The 15,881-nt window shown below is 69.6% G+C and carries 19 protein-coding genes; 3 read left to right on the forward strand and 16 right to left on the reverse strand.

Annotation, left to right across the window (positions count from 1 at the left end; translation table 11 throughout):
- Positions 1-24: 24 nt before the first annotated feature.
- The 4 genes from ispG to AC1RRF_RS09470 form a co-directional block, all read right to left on the reverse strand.
- Positions 25-1,176 carry a flavodoxin-dependent (E)-4-hydroxy-3-methylbut-2-enyl-diphosphate synthase gene (ispG, locus tag AC1RRF_RS09455; protein WP_492311774.1) on the reverse strand — a complete coding sequence of 384 codons (1,152 nt, stop codon included), beginning with the start codon at positions 1,174-1,176 and terminating at the stop codon, positions 25-27.
- 59 nt (positions 1,177-1,235) lie between these two features.
- Positions 1,236-2,348, reverse strand: a complete 1,113-nt coding sequence (locus AC1RRF_RS09460) for a helix-turn-helix domain-containing protein (protein WP_492834192.1) — start codon at positions 2,346-2,348, stop codon at positions 1,236-1,238.
- Between the two features lie 174 nt (positions 2,349-2,522).
- Positions 2,523-4,727: a phosphoenolpyruvate--protein phosphotransferase gene (gene ptsP, locus AC1RRF_RS09465; protein WP_492834193.1), complete on the reverse strand. Its 2,205-nt coding sequence runs from the start codon at positions 4,725-4,727 to the stop codon at positions 2,523-2,525.
- A 114-nt stretch (positions 4,728-4,841) separates the two neighbouring features.
- On the reverse strand, positions 4,842-6,116 hold the full coding sequence (locus tag AC1RRF_RS09470) for an aspartate kinase (RefSeq protein ID WP_492834194.1): 1,275 nt from the start codon (positions 6,114-6,116) through the stop codon (positions 4,842-4,844).
- Between the two features lie 55 nt (positions 6,117-6,171).
- On the opposite strand from AC1RRF_RS09470, the gene ubiG reads away from it, so the two are divergent.
- Together ubiG and AC1RRF_RS09480 are read left to right on the forward strand one after the other, a co-directional pair.
- Entirely contained in the window at positions 6,172-6,972 is an 801-nt protein-coding gene (ubiG, locus tag AC1RRF_RS09475; RefSeq protein ID WP_492834195.1) for a bifunctional 2-polyprenyl-6-hydroxyphenol methylase/3-demethylubiquinol 3-O-methyltransferase UbiG, read from the forward strand.
- 102 nt (positions 6,973-7,074) lie between these two features.
- Positions 7,075-7,299, forward strand: a complete 225-nt coding sequence (locus tag AC1RRF_RS09480; RefSeq protein ID WP_492834196.1) for a hypothetical protein — start codon at positions 7,075-7,077, stop codon at positions 7,297-7,299.
- On the opposite strand, the gene AC1RRF_RS09485 is transcribed toward AC1RRF_RS09480, so the two are convergent.
- From AC1RRF_RS09485 to AC1RRF_RS09515, 7 genes are all read right to left on the reverse strand, one after another.
- Positions 7,296-7,829 carry a GNAT family N-acetyltransferase gene (locus tag AC1RRF_RS09485; RefSeq protein ID WP_492834197.1) on the reverse strand — a complete coding sequence of 178 codons (534 nt, stop codon included), beginning with the start codon at positions 7,827-7,829 and terminating at the stop codon, positions 7,296-7,298. The two genes, AC1RRF_RS09480 and AC1RRF_RS09485, sit on opposite strands and share 4 nt — an antisense overlap.
- Positions 7,784-8,257 (reverse strand): DUF6265 family protein, encoded by a 474-nt coding sequence (locus tag AC1RRF_RS09490; protein WP_492834198.1) that lies wholly within the window; start codon positions 8,255-8,257, stop codon positions 7,784-7,786. The genes AC1RRF_RS09485 and AC1RRF_RS09490 overlap by 46 nt, the downstream gene beginning before the upstream one ends.
- Before the next feature lie 33 nt (positions 8,258-8,290).
- Positions 8,291-9,118, reverse strand: coding sequence for a DUF6597 domain-containing transcriptional factor (locus tag AC1RRF_RS09495; RefSeq protein WP_492834199.1), 828 nt, complete (start codon positions 9,116-9,118; stop codon positions 8,291-8,293).
- Between the two features lie 3 nt (positions 9,119-9,121).
- A complete protein-coding gene (locus tag AC1RRF_RS09500) occupies positions 9,122-9,556 on the reverse strand; it encodes a DUF1178 family protein (protein ID WP_492834200.1) in 435 nt (144 codons plus the stop codon).
- Positions 9,553-10,401: a carbon-nitrogen hydrolase family protein gene (locus tag AC1RRF_RS09505; RefSeq protein WP_492834201.1), complete on the reverse strand. Its 849-nt coding sequence runs from the start codon at positions 10,399-10,401 to the stop codon at positions 9,553-9,555. Before AC1RRF_RS09505 ends, AC1RRF_RS09500 begins: the two co-directional genes overlap by 4 nt.
- A complete protein-coding gene (gene grxC, locus AC1RRF_RS09510) occupies positions 10,401-10,658 on the reverse strand; it encodes a glutaredoxin 3 (RefSeq protein WP_291836487.1) in 258 nt (85 codons plus the stop codon). Before grxC ends, AC1RRF_RS09505 begins: the two co-directional genes overlap by 1 nt.
- A 77-nt stretch (positions 10,659-10,735) precedes the next feature.
- Entirely contained in the window at positions 10,736-11,530 is a 795-nt protein-coding gene (locus AC1RRF_RS09515; RefSeq protein WP_492834202.1) for a ComFC family protein, read from the reverse strand.
- Between AC1RRF_RS09515 and AC1RRF_RS09520 the strand changes: the two genes are divergently transcribed.
- Positions 11,529-12,413: a methyltransferase domain-containing protein gene (locus AC1RRF_RS09520; RefSeq protein WP_492834203.1), complete on the forward strand. Its 885-nt coding sequence runs from the start codon at positions 11,529-11,531 to the stop codon at positions 12,411-12,413. The genes AC1RRF_RS09515 and AC1RRF_RS09520 overlap by 2 nt on opposite strands.
- Positions 12,414-12,426: 13 nt before the next feature.
- Here the strand turns inward: AC1RRF_RS09520 and AC1RRF_RS09525 are convergent, their stop codons facing one another.
- The 5 genes from AC1RRF_RS09525 to AC1RRF_RS09545 are packed head-to-tail and all read right to left on the reverse strand — an operon-like array spanning position 12,427 to position 15,700.
- Positions 12,427-12,606 carry a Flp family type IVb pilin gene (locus AC1RRF_RS09525; protein WP_291836497.1) on the reverse strand — a complete coding sequence of 60 codons (180 nt, stop codon included), beginning with the start codon at positions 12,604-12,606 and terminating at the stop codon, positions 12,427-12,429.
- 22 nt (positions 12,607-12,628) lie between these two features.
- On the reverse strand, positions 12,629-13,039 hold the full coding sequence (locus AC1RRF_RS09530; RefSeq protein ID WP_492834204.1) for a (deoxy)nucleoside triphosphate pyrophosphohydrolase: 411 nt from the start codon (positions 13,037-13,039) through the stop codon (positions 12,629-12,631).
- Positions 13,036-13,344: a DUF6980 family protein gene (locus AC1RRF_RS09535; RefSeq protein ID WP_492834205.1), complete on the reverse strand. Its 309-nt coding sequence runs from the start codon at positions 13,342-13,344 to the stop codon at positions 13,036-13,038. The genes AC1RRF_RS09530 and AC1RRF_RS09535 overlap by 4 nt, the downstream gene beginning before the upstream one ends.
- Positions 13,341-14,732 (reverse strand): bifunctional glutamate N-acetyltransferase/amino-acid acetyltransferase ArgJ, encoded by a 1,392-nt coding sequence (argJ, locus tag AC1RRF_RS09540; RefSeq protein WP_492834206.1) that lies wholly within the window; start codon positions 14,730-14,732, stop codon positions 13,341-13,343. The genes AC1RRF_RS09535 and argJ overlap by 4 nt, the downstream gene beginning before the upstream one ends.
- The gene (locus AC1RRF_RS09545; protein WP_492834207.1) at positions 14,729-15,700 is read right to left on the reverse strand and encodes a peptidylprolyl isomerase; all 972 of its coding nucleotides are present in this window, start codon (positions 15,698-15,700) and stop codon (positions 14,729-14,731) included. The genes argJ and AC1RRF_RS09545 overlap by 4 nt, the downstream gene beginning before the upstream one ends.
- Positions 15,701-15,881: the final 181 nt, after the last annotated feature.

The raw sequence follows: 15,881 nt of genomic DNA on the forward strand, positions 1-15,881 counted from the left end.
ATTCCCGGACGGGACAGACGCTGATTACTCCGCCGCCTCGAAGGCCGGCTCTTCGGCCGCCTTGCGGGCGGCGTCCAGTTCGGCGGCCTTGGCTTCGACCTGGGCGACGATCTCGTCGATCATGCCGTCGTTGGCCTGTTTGTGGGCGATCTTGCCGTTCAGATAGACCATGCCCGCGCCCTTGCCGCCGCCGGTGAAGCCGACGTCGGTGTACAGCGCCTCGCCCGGGCCGTTGACCACGCAGCCGATGATCGACAGCGACATGGGCGTGGTCACGTGGGCCAGCTTCTCTTCCAGGATGCCGACGGTCTCGATGACGTTGAAGCCCTGACGCGCGCAGGACGGGCAGGCGATGATGTTGACGCCGCGGTGGCGCAGGCCCAGCGACTTGAGGATGTCGAAGCCGACCTTGATCTCTTCCACCGGATCGGCGGCCAACGACACGCGGATGGTGTCGCCGATGCCGGCCCACAGCATGGAGCCCATGCCGATGGCCGACTTGATGGTGCCGGTGCGCAGCGGTCCCGCCTCGGTGACACCCAGGTGCAGGGGGCAGTCGATGGCGTCGGCCAGCTGCTGGTAGGCGGCCACGGTCAGGAAGGGGTCGGACGCCTTCACCGAAATCTTGAACTCGTGGAAGTCGTTGTCCTGCAGGATGCGAGCGTGGTTGAGCGCGCTTTCGACCATCGCCTCGGGGCAGGGCTCGCCGTACTTCTCCAGCAACTCGCGCTCCAGCGAGCCGGCGTTGACGCCGATGCGCATGGAGCAGCCGTTGTCGCGGGCGGCCTTGATCACCTCGCGCACCCGGTCGGCGTTGCCGATGTTGCCCGGATTGATGCGCAGGCAGGCCGCGCCCGCCTCGGCGGCCTCGATGCCGCGCTTGTAGTGGAAGTGGATGTCGGCGACGAGCGGCACCCTGGCCTCGCGGGCGATGGTGCGGAAGGCGGCGGTCGACTCCTCGTCCGGGCAGGAGACGCGGACGATGTCGGCGCCGGCCTCTTCCAGCTGACGGATCTGGCCAATCGTCGCATTGGCGTCCGAGGTCGGCGTATTGGTCATCGACTGGACGCTGATGGGCGCATCGCCGCCCACGGCGACATTGCCCACCATGATCTGGCGGCTCTTGCGGCGTTCGATGTGACGCCAGGGACGGACGTGGGTGTGGTCAGCGCTCATTGCGAAGACAACATAGGCTCACGAATGCGGCATGGCCACGACACGCAACGCCGCGCCGTTCAGCCGCCCTGTTGCGCCGGGGCCGGCGAGGCCGACGCGGACGCCTGCAGCGCCACCGCCTGGATCTGGGCCTGGGCCGCCTGGGCGGCGGCCTCGGTGCGGGCGGCGACCTCGGAAGCAGCCTGACGGGCCAGGGCCTGGGCGCGGGTGTTCAGCTGCGACAAGGGCGTCTGCGCCGCCTGCAGGGCGCCGCCGTGCTCGCCGTTCAGATAGACGTCGAAGGCGGCGAAGTCCGAAGCATCGATCACCGCGGCCACGCCCGCCGGAGCGCGCCAGGCCTCGCCGGCGGCCAGTTGGCGGGCGAACAGCACCCGGCCGTCGGCCATGCGCACGACCAGGGCCGCGGCCTTGCGGGCCTGGATGATGACGTCCGAAGCGCTGGCGGAGGCGCCGTAGATGGCGCCGCGCGGGTTGAAGGCCTTGGCGACCGGGGTCGCGGCGGCGGCGGCCATGCCCTCGGGCGAGGTCGGATCGATCCCGGTCAGCTGGGCCTCAAGGCCCGGAGTGACATAGAGGGCGGGAATGGTCTGATCGGGCGGCGCCGGGCGCGGCGCGGTCAGGCGGATGACCGCCTCCTGGCCTGGAACGGTGCCCAGACGCCAGGTTTCCGGCACGTCGGCGATGTCCGAGGGCTGGGGCGCGCGCATCAGGCTGACGCGCTGGAAGACATTCCAGCCGACGACGGCGATCAGCAGCACGGCGCAGCCCGCGATCAGACGGGGCGAATAGCGCTTCACCTCCTCGAAGGCGACGCCGACCGGCGGCTGCAGCGGCACCGACGGATCCGGGCTCTCGCGCTTGAAGCGCTCGACCGCCAGCTGCTCGTCGAGCCCCAGGGCGGCGGCGTAGGCGCGGACATAGCCGATCGAGAAGACGCGGTTGGGCAGGACAGAGAAATCGTTCTGTTCCAGGGCGGTCAGGTAGCGGCCGGGCACCCGCGTGACGCTGGACAGCTCGGCCAGCGATCGGCCCGAATGGTCTCGCGCGATCCGCAGACCTTCGCCCAGAGTCGGAGCATCCGTGACGGAAGGGACCATGTCCTTCCAGTCAGCCTGCGCACCATACTCTTCCGGGCTCTTGCCCGCATCCAGCGCCATAACGCCCGACCCCACACTCGGCGACGCGTCATCCACGCCCGCCGTACTCGAACTCGGCCCCTGTATCATATCGGGATGACAGTCCGAGCCTGCCCCCGCAGACCCGCCGAACTCGCCTTGTGGATAACTCATAAGAGTCGACCGATCAATGATTTGTTAAGCACCTGGACCGTTCCGGCCCGGCACAGATCAAATCGCGACGTTCAACTTCCGGGCCAGAGTTTCGAGCTCGCCGCGCACCGAGCCGGAGGAGGAGCCCAGCAGGCTTGTCATGCCGCGGCGGGCGGCGGCCAGATCGGTGGACAGGATCATGCGCTTGACCGGTCCGACGCCCCCGGCCGGGGCCGACAGACGGGTGAAACCGAGGGTCAGCAGGGCGAAGGCCTCCAGCGGCCGTCCCGCCAGTTCGCCGCAGATCGAGACCGGCGTGCCGGTGTCGGCGCATTTGCGCTGGATCTCGGCCAGAGCCCTCAACGCCGGCGGCGACAGGGGGTCGTAGCGGTCCGAGACCAGAGGGTTCGTGCGGTCGGCGGCGAACATGTACTGGAACAGGTCGTTTGTGCCGACGGAGACGAAGTCGGTCAGCGGCAGCAGGGCGTCCAGGTGCCACAGCAGGCTGGGGCATTCGATCATGGCCCCGACACGCAGCAGGGCCGGCAGCTCGCGGCCCCGGCGGCGCGCCCAGTTGCACTCGATGTCGACCAGTTCGCGCGCAGCGCGGAACTCGTCCACCGTGGCGATCATCGGGAACATGACGCGCAGCTCGCGGCCCGCGGCGGCGGTCAGCAGGGCCCGAAGCTGCAGGCGCAGCAGCCCCGGGCGGTCGAGTCCCAGACGGATGGCGCGGCGGCCCAAGGCGGGATTTTCCTCCCGCTCCGTCTCCAGATAGGGCAGCACCTTGTCGCCGCCGATGTCGAGCGTGCGGAAGGTGACGGGCCGGTCCCCGGCGGTATCGAGCACCAGTTTGTAAAGGGCCGTCTGGCTGTCGAGACGCGGCAGTTCCTCGGAGACCATGAACTGGAACTCGGTGCGGAACAGGCCGATGCCCTCGGCGCCGGTAGCGTCGAGGTTCTCGAGATCCACCGCCAGGCCGGCGTTGGTCAGCAGGCTGATGCGCTGGCCGTCGGCGGTGACGGCGGGCGTGTCACGCAGCTTGGCGAACTCGGCCTGCCGCTGGTGACGCACTTCCATGCGCGACTGGACCGCCGCCAGCATGTCGGGGCGGGGCCGCAGATAGGCCTCGCCGGTCTCGCCGTCGACGATGACCAGATCCGCCTCAGACAGGCGGTCGCGCAGGCCCTGCAATCGTCCGACGCAGGGAATGCCGAGGGCGCGGGCGACGATGGCGGCGTGGCTGGCCGCCGAGCCCTCTTCCAGCAGCAGGCCCCGGAGCTTGTGGCGCGGATACTCCAGCAGGTCGGCGGGACCGAGGTTGCGGGCCACCAGGATCGCGTCGTCCGGCAGATCGCGCTCGCCGGGGCGGTCGCCGGCCAGCACCCGCAGCAGGCGGTTGGCCAGATCCTCGAAGTCGTGCAGCCGCTCCTTGATGTACGGATCGCGGGCCTTGGCGAAGCGGGCGCGGTGTTCGTTGCGGACGCGGTCGACCGCGGCCTCGGCGGTCAGGCCGGTGCGCACCGCCTCCTCCAGCGACCGGTTCCAGCCCCGGTCGTCGGCGAACATGCGGTAGGTTTCCAGCACCTCGAACGACTGGCCGCCCAGCTTGCCGGCGCCGCCTTCCAGCATGCCGTCGATATTGGCCTTCAGCCCGATGAGAGCTTCGCGAAGACGGATCTCCTCGACCTGCTGGTTCTCGGCCAGCAGGTTCTCGGGCGCGACCGGAGCCTCGTGCAGGACCACATGTCCGTAAGCGAGGCCCTCGGCGAAGCGCTGGCCTTTGAGACGTTCCGGACGGTGCGGCGCGACCTCGATGTCGCGCAGTTCGTCCTGGCCCAGCAGCTCGCCCGAGGCCACGGTCTCGGCCAGCACCATGGCGATGGTCTGGATGTCCTCGACCTCGTCCTCGTCATAACGCCGCTCGGAGCGGTTCTGGACGACCAGCACGCCGATGGCCCGGCCGCCGCGCAGAAGCGGTGCGCCGAGGAAGGCGTGATAGGGGTCTTCGCCCGTTTCCGGACGGTAGGAGAAGCTGGGGTGCGACGGCGCATCCGACAGGCTGATCGGGACGGCGCTGCGGGCGACCTCGCCAACCAGCCCCTCGCCGGGGCGCAGGCGGGTGTTGTGCACGGCGTCGGGCCTCAGGCCCTGGGTGGCGAACAGCTCCAGCTCACCGGACGCGCGGCGCAGATAGATGGAGCACACCTCGGCGACCATCGATTGGGCGATGATCCTGACAACGGTGTCGAGCCTGTCCTGGGCCGGCGCGGCCCCCGCCATAGCCTCGCGGATCTGGCGAAGGAGGTTACGCGGCCCCCTCGTCGTCAATCCGCCAATCGGCAATGGCCCCTCCCGAAGATCGGCGCCTCAGATGGGCGCCGCCAAGCTTGATTCCTAGACCGCTTCCAACCCGTAAGCCGAATGAAGCGCACGAACGGCCAGTTCCGCATAGGCCGCATCGATCAGCACGCTGATCTTGATCTCCGACGTGGAGATGGCCTGGAACTTCACGCCCTTGTCCGCGAGCGCCTTGAACATGGTCTGAGCGACACCCGCGTGACTGCGCATGCCGACGCCGACGACCGAGACCTTGGCCACGTCCTCGTCGATGCGCAGTTCCTCGAAGCCGATCTCGCCTTGCGCTGCCTGCATCAGCTCGGCGGCGCGCTGGGCGTCGCGACGACCGGTGGTGAACGTCAGGTTGACCGTCCCGGCGGTGCGGGCCTGCGACTGGACGATCATGTCCACGTTCACATTGGCCTCGGCCAGGCGGGTGAAGACGTCGGCGGGGGCGTCGACCCGGTCGGACAGACCCAGCAGGGTGATGCGGGCCTCGTCGCGGCTCATGGTCACGCCGGACACGATGCGTTTTTCCACGATCTCCTCCTCGTCGCAGATCAGGGTTCCACCCTTGTCGGGCATGACGCCATTGGCGTCCGGTTCGATAAAGCTGGACAGGACCCGAACGGGGACCTGTTTCGCCATGGCCAGTTCGACCGATCGGGTCTGCAGCACCTTGGCCCCCAGGGAGGCCATCTCCAGCATCTCCTCATAGGAGACCTTTTCGAGGCGCCGCGCGCGGGATTCGATGCGCGGGTCGGTCGTGTAGACGCCGTCGACGTCGGTGTAGATGTCGCAGGGGCACTCCAGCGCCGCCGCCACCGCCACCGCCGAGGTGTCGGAGCCGCCGCGGCCCAGGGTCGTGATGCGGCCGTCGCGGGTGACGCCCTGGAAGCCGGGGACCACGGCGATCTCGCCCTTGTCCATGGCGGCGCCCAGCACCTCGCCCGGCACGTCCTCGATCCGGGCGCGGCCGTGGGCGTCGTCCGTGATGATCGGAATCTGCCAGCCCATCCAGCTGCGCGCATTCAGGCCCATGTTGCGCAGCGTCAGGGCCAGCAGGCCCGAGGTCACCTGCTCGCCCGAGGCGACGACGACATCGTATTCGTCGTCCGACATGGCGACACCGGCGCCGGGGCGGCCCGCGCCGTCGGTCCAGGCGACAAGCTCATTGGTCTTGCCGGCCATGGCCGAGACGACGACGGCGATTTTCTTGCCCGAGGCGGCTTCCGCGGCGACGATGCGCGCGGCCCGACGGATACGTTCGAGGTCGCCCATGGACGTGCCTCCGAACTTCATCACCAACCGATCTGACTCAGGCCGCGTCATCTTGCGCAGGTCGCTCCGTCTTGCGTGAAACGGCGCGCGGGTTCATCGCTGCGCCATGGTCGCTTCTAACGGCACGGTATCGGCGCGGGAACCCCAAGGCGCCAAGGAATTCAACGATCAGGCGGCGGGGCCGTCGATCGATCCCGCGGACGTGGCCCGCTTCTCGGCGCAGGCCGCCGAATGGTGGGACGCACGGGGCCCGTTCGCGCCCCTGCATCGCTTCAATCCGGCCCGGCTGGGCTTCGTGCGCGACCGCGCCGCCGAACGTTTCGGACGCGACGTGAAGACCCGTGAAGCCTTCTCCGGCCTGACCCTTCTGGACGTCGGCTGCGGCGGCGGACTGATCGCCGAGCCCATGCGAAGGCTGGGTTTCGCGGTCACCGCCGTGGACGCCTCGGCTGAGAACATCGGCACCGCCCGGGCGCATGCGGACCAGCAGGGCCTCGACATCGCCTACCGCGCCGCCACGGTCGAACAGCTGGAGGCCGAGGGCGCCGGACCGTTCGACGTGGTCCTTACCATGGAGGTCATCGAGCACGTGGCCGACCCCGAGGCCTTCGTGCGCGCCTGCTCGCGGCTGGTGAAACCGGGGGGCCTGATGATCGTGGCGACCCTGAACCGCACCCTGAAGGCGCTGGCGCTGGGCAAGGTCGCGGCGGAGTACGTGCTGCGCTGGGTGCCCGCCGGGACCCATGACTGGCGCCAGTTCCTCAAGCCGGACGAGATCCGCGCCATGTTGGCGGCCGAGCCCGTGACGGTCACCGGCCCCTTCGGCCTCGAGTACAATCCGCTCACGGATCGCTGGAGCGAGGGCGATCCCGACATCAACTACATGATGATCGCCACGCGGGACTGATCCGCCTTACGACGAATTCACCCACCTTGCCCCCTGTAACGGGATCGGGGCAGGACCGTGTGCGACCCCTTGAGCGTCAACTTCGACCTGGGGAACACCATCATGAAACGCCTGCTCATCATCTCCGCCGTCACGGCCGCCGCCCTGCTGAACGCCGCCTGCGTCACCGTCATCGGAGTCGACGGCGACTACCGCTGGACCGGTGAGAACGCCCAACCCTTCGACGGCGCCAAGCGCGACTGCCGCCGCGCCGCAGGCAATGATGAGGGCTCAACGGCCTTCGTTCAGTGCATGGCCGACAAAGGCTGGACCCGCGTCGCCGACTAGAGCGCGCGCATCATGTAGCGGGCGTCGGAGCCATAGGAGGCCAGCTTGGCGGCCAGCTCCAGCGTCTCGCGCACGACGAAGCCGTGCCGGGCCCAGAAGGGCGCGGCGTCATTGACGGCCACCAGCGCCACGGCGGGCCAGCCCGCCCGACGCGCGTCGTCCGCCAGCCGCTCGACCGCCACGCCCGGATAGCCGCCGCCGCGCGCATCGGGATGCAGGGCCATATCGTGCAGGTACATGACCGTCGCGTCGTCGGGGATCGCCTCGATCAGGGTGTTCAGCGCCGGCGCCGCGTCCGCCCGCCAGGGATAGGCGACCATATAGCCCTTCGGTTCGCCGTCGCCGTCCGCCAGCACGAAACAGCCGGACGGGTTCACGGCCAGCCGGTTCACGAACAGGTCGCGGCCCTCGAAATGATCAGGGAAGCCGAGCACGGCGATGGCGGCGACGGCGTCCAGATCGGCCGCCGTCATCGCCCGCCAGGTCAGGTCGGGCAGCGCGCGTTCAGCTCGGCCTTCTGGAACCGCCATCGGATCGCCCTCGCCTGTCCGTCGATCTCGCCCTCGATGCGGGCGTTCAGCACATCGCCGTCGCGTTCATAGATGACCCGCTGCGGGAAGTCGTGGGCCGACTGTTGGAAGACCACCCGGTTCGGAGCGGACTCGATCACCGGGAAGACGGTCAGGGCCTGCCCTTCGGGGTGGGCGAAATAGGCGAAGGGGGCGTTCGTTTCGGGCCCGGTCGGCGCGATCCGCGACAGCTCCCAGCCGACCTGGCCGTTGCGGACCGTGATCGAGGTGCCCGCCATCAGGTTCAGGCGCGGGACGCTCCAGGTCTCGGCCACCTCGCGCCCGCCTTCGCAGGACAGCCAATAGCCGGACATCCACCCCAGATCGGGGCGCAAATCGGTCTGCGGGGCGGCGGTCAGGGCGGCGGTCAGGATCAGGGCGGTCAGCATGGTCGGGTCTCTCCCTCGGTTTCGAAGGCCAAGCTAGGCCGGATGATCGGTCCCGGGCTTGTAGGATTGCGACGCGATGGCCCGGGCCAAGGCCTGCTGCTCGCGCGCCCATTCAGTGGCGGTGCAGCCGAGGAAGCGGCGGAAGTCGCGCGCCATCTGCGGCTGGTCGAAATAGCCGGCCCCCAGCCCCGCCTCCAGCCAGCCCTCGGCTTCAGGGCGGTCCGGGTGAGCGGCGTGGTCGAAGACCCGTCGGAAGCGGAAGATTGACCGCAGCATGCGCGGCGACACCCCCACCCGGTCAGCGAACCGCCGCTGCAGGGCGCGCTGGTCGGCGGGCGAACGGACGGGCGAAGGGCGATCTCCGGCGGCGGCTTCGATCTCGGCCTGAACCAGCGGATCGACGGTCCAGTCGGCGCGGCGGCGCTGATCCGCAAGCCAGGCGGTGAAGGCCGCGACCTGGGCCTCGGGATCGCCGGCAAGCGCCGAGAAGCCTCTCAACCGCTCGACCATGTCCAGCCGCCGGTCGGTGGCCTCGGCCAGAGGCAGGCCCAGCCAGTCGCGGGCGCCGTCGGGCGCGAAGCGGATCGCCACCAGCTCGGTCGGCCCGACCGGCCGCAGGGCCAGGGGCCGGGTCATCTGGCCGGCGAACAGGGCGGACGGCTGCAGCCGCCATTCGCCGTCGTCGGCCTGTTCCTCATAGGGCGCGCCGATGTCGAAGATCAGTTCAGGACAGCCGTCGGGCGCGATACGCTGCACGACCGGAGCCGGGTCGGGGTCGGCATAGGTCCAGATCACCCGCACGAAGGGCTTGAGCGCCACGGGCGGCTCGAACTCCTGATAGCGCTCCCCGCCCCCCGGCATGGCTCAGTTCATCCCGGACTTGTCGGGCGGCAGGACGGGAAGCGGGGCGCAGGGCACGCCGTCGTCCTTGAGTTTCTTCACCTCTGCGGGCGTGGCCTCGCCGTAGATCTCGCGCTTCTCGGATCGGCCCTCATGGATGTCGCGGGCCTCGCGGGCGAAGGCGTCGCCGACGTAGTCGAAATTCTGCTCGACGTGGGTGCGCACCTCGCGGGCCGCCTCCATCATCATGGTCTGCATCTTCGCCGCGACGTCGGGGGCGGGGGTCGACCTCTTCGTGCCCGCGACGGCGGGGGCCATGATCTGCTTGGCCACCCTGGTCGAGCCGCACATCGGGCATTCGACCAGACCGCGCCCGGCCTGATCGTCATAGTCCGACGATGATCCGAACCAGGCCTCGAACCCATGGTCGTGATCACAGCTGAGGGCGTAGCGGATCATGCCGGAAGCGGGGCGGGCGGCGCGAAATCGCGGTCATGGGTCAGTTGCGGCACCGCATGGCGGGCCTTGTCGACCGCATCGAAATCAAGCGTGGCGAACAGGACGCCGGGTTCGTCATTGTCGAGCTTGGCGACGACCTCGCCCCAGGGCGCGACCACGGTCGAGCGGCCCCAGGTGCTGCGTCCGTCCTCGTGCGTCCCGGCCTGGGCCGGAGCCAGGATATAGGCGCCGGTTTCGATGGCCCGGGCGCGCAGCAGGGTTTCCCAATGCGCCTCGCCGGTCGGGACGGTGAAGGCGGCGGGGACCGCGATCATCCTTGCCCCGGCCTTGGCCAGCGCCCGGTACAGCTGCGGGAAGCGGATGTCGTAGCAGATGGTCAGGCCCAGTCCGCCCCAGGGCGTCTGCGCCAGGACCGCCGCCTCGCCCGGCCGGACCGAGGCGCTCTCGCGCCAGCGTTCGCCGGTCGGCAGGTCAACGTCATAGACGTGCAGCTTGTCATAGGTCGCGGTCACCGCGCCCGTGTCGTCGATCAGGAGCGAGCGGTTGGCGGCGCGGTCGTCGCCCTCATGTCCCGACCGCACGATGGCCGAACCGATCAGCAGCCAGACGCCCAGCTCACGGGCCAGATCGCGCAGCTTCCGCACCCCCTCGTCCCGGTCGTCCGTGGTCAGGGCGGCCGCGCGGGCGGCTTGATCACGGATCAGGAAATTGGTGGCCTCGGGCGTCAGGATCAGCTTGGCCCCGCCCGCCGCCGCCTCGCGGATCAGCGGCTCGACATGGGCGAAGGCGGCCCCGGGCGAGGCCGGGGTGCGCGTCTGGATCAGGGCGACGGGGAGCGTGCTCATCAGGCCGCGAGCAGTGCGTCCAGCTCGCCCTTGCGGTCAAGCGCGTGCAGATCGTCGGAACCGCCGATGTGCTTTCCGCCGATGAAAATCTGCGGGAAGGTCATCCGGCCGTTGGAGCGCTGGATCATCTCCTGCTTCTTCTGCGGATCGTTCGAGGCGACAATCTCGGTGTAGTCCACGCCCTTGCGGGCCAGCAGGGCCTCGGCCGCCGCGCAATAGGGGCAACCGGGCTTGGTGTAGATGACGACGTCGGCCAATTTTATCTCCAGACTGATACGACCCCTGTCGCTCGCCGCGCGGCGGCTCGTTGATCGAGGGGCTTCTTCTTCGCTCCCTACATAGTCAGTTCGCGCACGGTTCGCACGCGGGCGATGACCGCCAGGTCCACCGCGCGGGCGCCGGCCTCGAGCAGGGCGCGGGCGCAGGCCTCGGCGGTGGCGCCGGTGGTCAACACGTCATCGACCAGAAGGATGCGCCGCCCCTTGATCCGCCGGGCGCCCCCAGGGGTGACGGCGAAGGCCGCCTTCACGTTCAGGCGGCGGCCACGCGCCGACTTGCCGCCCTGGCTTGTGGTGTGGGCCTGGCGCACCAGGGCGTCGGGCAGGTAGTCGAGCCCCGCGCCCCGGGCCAACGGCCGCGCCACCTCGGCGGCCTGATTGAAGCGCCGCGACAGCAGCCGCCAGCGGTGCAGGGGCACCGGCGCCACCACGTCGGCCTCGGCCAGCAGGGGCGCGGCGGCGCGGCTGAGCCAGCGGGCGAAAAGCGGCGCGAACGGCTGGTGATCGCCGTGCTTGAACTTCAGGATCAGACCGCGCGACGCCTCGTCATAGAGACAGGCCGCCCGCGCCCGGGCGAAGGCGTAGGGCTGGGCCAGGCAGGCCGCGCAGCGCTCGGATGCGAAGACGCCGCCGTCCATCTCGAACGCCGCGCCGCAGCCGTCGCAGACCGGCTCTTCCAGAAACACTACCCGGCTCCAGGCGTCGGCGGTGAGGCCGGCGGAGGCGGAGGCTTCGGGGCTGTCATGGGCCAGCGGCGGCAACAGCAGATCGGCCACGCCCCGGCCCAGAAGACGGCCGAAACCGGCGGCGGCTTCCCATCGCGTGCGCCAGACCCCATCCTGAAGGCTCATGAGCTCCTCCTCCGGTCCCCCCGTCATCTTCGACAGCCAGCGCCGAACGGCAAGGCTTGAGCGCAGCGAAAAGTTGTTTTCCAGCGCCGACTTCCTGCACGCGCGAGCGGCGCAGAACGCTGCCGACAGCCTGGACGCCCTGCTGCGCGACTGGCCCGAGGCCGCCGATCTGTCGGCCCATCCCGGTCCATTCGCCGCCGCCCTGGCCGACAGTCATGCGGCGTCACGGGTCGGGCCGGTGAAGACGGCGGGGGACCGCGCGGCGCGCGCGGCGCCTGGCGCTGCACCGCTGAATCTACCGGACCAGTCGCAGGATCTGATTGTCAGCCTGATGAGCCTGCACTGGGCCAACGATCTGCCGGGCGCGCTAAGCCAGATTCGCCGGGCGCTGAAGCCGGACGGCCTGTTCGTGGGCACGCTTCTGGGCGCGGGGACGCTGAAGGAACTGCGCGCGGTGCTGACCGAGGCGGAGCTGGAGCAGCGCGGCGGAGCGCAGGCGCGGGTGTCGCCCTTCGCCGACGGCTTTGACGGCGCGGCCCTGCTGCAACGGGCCGGCTTCGCCCTGCCCGTGTCAGACGTGGACCGGCTGACGGTCCGCTATCGCAACCTGTTTGCCCTGATCCGCGACCTGCGCGCCATGGGCGAGACCAATGTGCTGGCGGACGGGGGGCGGCCCCTGACGCGCGGCATCGTCGCCCGGGCGGCGCAGCTCTATTCGGAACGGTTCGGCGAACCGGACGGCCGCATCCCCGCGACCTTCGAGATCGTCCACCTGGCCGGGTGGGCGCCGCATGAAAGCCAGCAAAAACCCCTGCCGCGAGGCTCGGCCAAGATGCGGCTGGCGGATGCGTTGGGCGTGAAGGAGCAGACGGGGGACGAGTAGGCCGAGCGGGCCCTCAGCCGCCCATCGCCGCGCGGATCGCATCCATCGCGCCGTTGAAGACGCCGCTGCCGGTCGCGCCGAAGGCGGTCAGGGCGGACAGGATGACCAGGAAGATCAGGGCGAGGATCAGGCCGTACTCGATGGCCGTCGCGCCGCTCTCGTCGCGCCGGAAGCGATCCAGGAAACGTTTCATCGTCGCCTCCCTTTCCGGACGGCTAGAGCAGATCGCGCAACCAGGCGATCAGGGGTTCGTCCGCCGGAGGCATGGGATAGTCCGACAACTGCGCCGGCCGAACCCATTTCAGCGCTGAATGCTCATGCGCCTGAACCACCCCCGACCAACGTCGGCACAGGTACAATGGCATCAACAGGTGAAATGACTCGTAACCGTGACTGGTAAACACGAAGGGCGCCAGGCAGGCCTCGTTGACGTCGATGCCCAGCTCTTCCTTCAGTTCGCGGATCAGGGCGGCCTCGGGGCGCTCGCCCGGCTCGACCTTGCCGCCCGGGAATTCCCACAGCCCCGCCAACTGCTTGCCCTCGGGCCGCTGGGCGATCAGCACCCGGCCGTCAGTGTCGATGAGGGCGACGGCGACGACGAGGACGGTTTTGAGGGGCTCGGTCATAGGCCTTTGCTGATCCACCAGTCTTCAGATTGAAATTCAACCGGAGCGTTCTCAGCGTCGTCCAGACCTTCTGTCAGACCAAGGGCCTCCAGCTCGTCGAAAAATCGGTCACGCAATGGCGCTGGGAAAGCCTTGCCGCTGAACGGGCAGAAGCTCAGGACCTGAATGATCGGGCTTCGCGATCGGACTTTCACGGAAAACTCCCTCATCTTTGGCGAATAGCCAAAGCCGCACTCTCCCCGATCTACGAAGAAGAAGAACTCAGGATAGGAGTCGCGGAAGCAAGTCCTGATCGTCTCCGTCACGAGCGATAGTCGCCGTTGATCTCGACGTAGCGCTTGGTCAGGTCGCAGGTCCAGACGGTGGCCGAGGCGCGGCCCGAACCCACGTCGACGGTGATGTCGATCTCGGCGTTCTTCATATAGGCGCTCATCTTGGCCTCGTCGTAGGTCTGCGACGGAGCGCCGTCGACAGCCGCGACGTGCGGGCCGAATTTGATGGCCAGGCGGTCGCGATCGACCGGCTCCTCGGTCTTGCCGACGGCCATGACCACGCGGCCCCAGTTGGCGTCCTCGCCGGCCAGGGCGGTCTTGACCAGCGGGCTGTCGGCGATGGACTTGGCCAGCTTGCGCGCCGAAGCGGGGCTGGCGGCGCCGTCCACCGTGACCTTGACGAATTTGGTCGCGCCCTCGCCGTCGCGGACCAGTTGGTGGGCGAGGTCGAGCATGACCTGGTCCAGCGCGCGGCTGAAATCCTTCAGGCGGCGGTCGCCGACCCGGCCGATGCGCGGCGCGCCCGAGGCGCCGGTGGCGAACAGCAGGGCGGTGTCATTGGTCGAGGTGTCGCCGTCGACCGTCACGCTGTTGAAGGTCGTGCGGACATGCAGGCCCAGCAGGGCGCGCAGGACGTTCGGATGAATGTCGGCGTCGGTGACGATGAAGGCCAGCATGGTGGCCATGTCGGGCGCGATCATGCCCGAACCCTTGGCGATGCCGGCGATGCGGACCGTATGCCCCTCGATGTCGCACTCGGCGTACGACCCCTTGGGGAAGGTGTCCGTGGTCATGATGGCCTGACCGGCGGCGGCCCAGTTGTCTGAATCCAGGCCCGCCTCGATGTCGTGCAGGCGGGCCGCGATCTTGCGATCGTCCAGCACCACCCCGATCACCCCGGTCGAGGCCAGCATGACGTCGCGCTGACGGCAGCCGAAGCGTTTGGCGACCTCGGAAGCGGTGCGGCGCGCCGCATCGGCACCGGCCTTGCCGGTGAAGGCGTTGGCGCAGCCGGCGTTGACCACCAGCGCCCGCACGTCCTGACCGCCGTCCTCGGCGCCCAGATGGCGTTTGCACCAGTCGACCGGGGCCGAGCCGACCTTGTGGCGGGTGAAAACCCCGGCACAGCTGGTGCCGCGCGCGAAGCTGAACACCACCAGGTCGTCGCGCTCGTGCTTGTAGAAGCCCGCGCGGCCGGTCGCGATCTCGACCCCGCCGATGGGCGGGATGACCGGGAACGGCACGGCCAGCGGCGACACCTGCAGGCCCGGCTTGCCCGGCGCCGCGGCGGCCACGGCCGGTTTCGACGGAGTCGTGGCGCGCTTGATCGCCGTGGTCACCGGCTCCAGGGCCTTCTCGAACGCCTGTTCGATCATCTGGCCGGTCGAACCCCGACCGGGAGGAGTGGGCGTCTTGCTCATCGGGCCTTGGCGGGGACGGGGGCGGGAACAGGGGCGGAAGCGGGAGCGGCCGGGGCCGGCTGGGCGGGGGCCGCCGCGGGCGGTGCTGTGGCGGCGGCCGAGGCGGGTTCCTGCGAAGGCGCGCCCTCGCCGCCCAGCAGGACCTCGACGGCGGCCTTGCCGCGCAGTTCCTCCAGCAGCTGACGCACGCCCTCATAGGTCAGATAGCGCACAATCTGCGGCCGGGCCTGCTCCATGGTCGGCGGGGTCTCACGGCGGCGATCCTCGACGCGCAGCACGGCCCAGCCGCCCTCGGTCTGGAAAGGACCGACGGTCGAGCCGGCGGGCCGGTCGCGCAGGGCATTGCGATAGGCCTCGGGCATGACGTCCAGCGTCGAATAGCCGAGATCGCCGCCCGAGAAGCGGGTCGCGTCGTCGATCGAGCGCTCCATGGCCACCGCCTCGAAGGCCGCGCCCTGCCCCAGGATGCCGACCACGGCGTCGGCCTCGGCGCGGGTGCGCGACAGGATCAGGCGGGTGCGAACCTCTTCCGAGGTGCGGGCCAGGTTCAACTGCCCCTGGTAGATGGCCTCCACCGCCTTGTCGGAAATCTTGTCGTTGACCACCGTCTCGACCAGCATGTCGCCGAGGATGCGTTCGCGGGTGGCCGCCAGGCGACGCTGGGCCAGGGGCGAATTATCCAGACCCCGGCGCTCGGCCTCGTGGGCCAGCAACTTCTGGTCGATGACCTCGTCCAGGACGCGGCGGAACAGGTCGGAGGTCACGTCCAGCGGCTCGCCCTCGCCCACCAGCCCCTGCGCCACGGCCTCGCGCTTCACGTCGGAGGCCCAGATGGTCTCGTCCTGGACCTTCGCCACGGCGCGGTCGCCGGGCTCCGGCGGACGATCGGAGCCGCCGCCCCGGCCGCAGGCGGCGACGGTCAGCGCAAGCGCCATCAGCAGGGGAAACAGGACGCGGGAAGACCTCATGCAGACGCGCTCCGTCGGCGGGCGGCGAAAGGCCCTCGCGTTGACAGGGATAAGGCCGGTGCTTAAGTCCCGGCTGCGCCCAAGTCGAGGGGTTTTCGATCGTTCGCGCGGCCCTCGCGCGCGCCTGTTTTCAAGGGCGCACCGGGCCGTCGTCGCCGGAGCCCCTCTGCGGCGTCCGCCG

Source organism: Brevundimonas sp. GW821-FHT12C05 (assembly GCF_058807475.1).

Excerpts from the sequence above, each read along its gene's own strand:
- AC1RRF_RS09515 (WP_492834202.1), bottom strand. The coding sequence starts at position 11,530 with ATGAGCCTTCAGGATGGGGTCTGGCGCACGCGATGGGAAGCCGCCGCC.
- ubiG (WP_492834195.1), top strand. The coding sequence starts at position 6,172 with ATGGTCGCTTCTAACGGCACGGTATCGGCGCGGGAACCCCAAGGCGCC.
- AC1RRF_RS09505 (WP_492834201.1), bottom strand. The coding sequence starts at position 10,401 with ATGAGCACGCTCCCCGTCGCCCTGATCCAGACGCGCACCCCGGCCTCG.
- AC1RRF_RS09525 (WP_291836497.1), bottom strand. The coding sequence starts at position 12,606 with ATGAAACGTTTCCTGGATCGCTTCCGGCGCGACGAGAGCGGCGCGACG.
- AC1RRF_RS09485 (WP_492834197.1), bottom strand. The coding sequence starts at position 7,829 with ATGGCGGTTCCAGAAGGCCGAGCTGAACGCGCGCTGCCCGACCTGACC.
- AC1RRF_RS09495 (WP_492834199.1), bottom strand. The coding sequence starts at position 9,118 with ATGCCGGGGGGCGGGGAGCGCTATCAGGAGTTCGAGCCGCCCGTGGCG.
- ispG (WP_492311774.1), bottom strand. The coding sequence starts at position 1,176 with ATGAGCGCTGACCACACCCACGTCCGTCCCTGGCGTCACATCGAACGC.
- AC1RRF_RS09480 (WP_492834196.1), top strand. The coding sequence starts at position 7,075 with ATGAAACGCCTGCTCATCATCTCCGCCGTCACGGCCGCCGCCCTGCTG.
- AC1RRF_RS09545 (WP_492834207.1), bottom strand. The coding sequence starts at position 15,700 with ATGAGGTCTTCCCGCGTCCTGTTTCCCCTGCTGATGGCGCTTGCGCTG.
- AC1RRF_RS09500 (WP_492834200.1), bottom strand. The coding sequence starts at position 9,556 with ATGATCCGCTACGCCCTCAGCTGTGATCACGACCATGGGTTCGAGGCC.
- AC1RRF_RS09530 (WP_492834204.1), bottom strand. The coding sequence starts at position 13,039 with ATGACCGAGCCCCTCAAAACCGTCCTCGTCGTCGCCGTCGCCCTCATC.
- AC1RRF_RS09470 (WP_492834194.1), bottom strand. The coding sequence starts at position 6,116 with ATGACGCGGCCTGAGTCAGATCGGTTGGTGATGAAGTTCGGAGGCACG.
- AC1RRF_RS09520 (WP_492834203.1), top strand. The coding sequence starts at position 11,529 with ATGAGCTCCTCCTCCGGTCCCCCCGTCATCTTCGACAGCCAGCGCCGA.
- AC1RRF_RS09490 (WP_492834198.1), bottom strand. The coding sequence starts at position 8,257 with ATGCTGACCGCCCTGATCCTGACCGCCGCCCTGACCGCCGCCCCGCAG.
- ptsP (WP_492834193.1), bottom strand. The coding sequence starts at position 4,727 with ATGGCGGGGGCCGCGCCGGCCCAGGACAGGCTCGACACCGTTGTCAGG.
- argJ (WP_492834206.1), bottom strand. The coding sequence starts at position 14,732 with ATGAGCAAGACGCCCACTCCTCCCGGTCGGGGTTCGACCGGCCAGATG.